This window comes from Cupriavidus sp. 01L46 (assembly GCF_056399905.1).
Window position 1 is genome coordinate 1 of sequence record NZ_JBFTSF010000726.1, and the last position, 450, is coordinate 450.

Consider the following 450-nt stretch of genomic DNA (forward strand, 5'->3'; position numbering starts at 1 on the left):
ACCAAGGACAACACCAACACACAGCGCTACGACAGCTTCAAGGTACAAGCCGTCCTCAACTGGATCAAGGGCCACGATCATGCCGGCAACGGCTCGCCGGGCACCCCCGCCATCTTCGGCATGAACTTCCAGGCCGTGTCGACCGCGCAGAAGCTCAACAAATCCAGCTACTACACGGATCCGAACAACACCGCCACCAAGGTTGCCGGCGGCCTGGGCGGCTACACCATGAACGGGACCGCGCCCGGCGTGGTGCTGCAAAGCGCGCTGACCTTCGTCAACAACCAGCTGACGACATTGGTCGGCGCCCTCGACCGCACCAGCACCGTGGTGGTCCTGTCGGCCAAGCACGGCCAGTCCCCGCAGAACCGCGCTGATCTCACCATCATCAACGACGGCGACATGATCGACGCGCTGAACTGCGCCTGGGAAAAATACGCCGCCACGTGC

General features: G+C 63.1%; 1 pseudogene. It reads left to right on the plus strand.

The features are described 5' to 3' along the window. A pseudogene (locus tag AC1DS3_RS39515) lies at nucleotides 1-450 on the plus strand (alkaline phosphatase family protein); the annotation flags it as partial.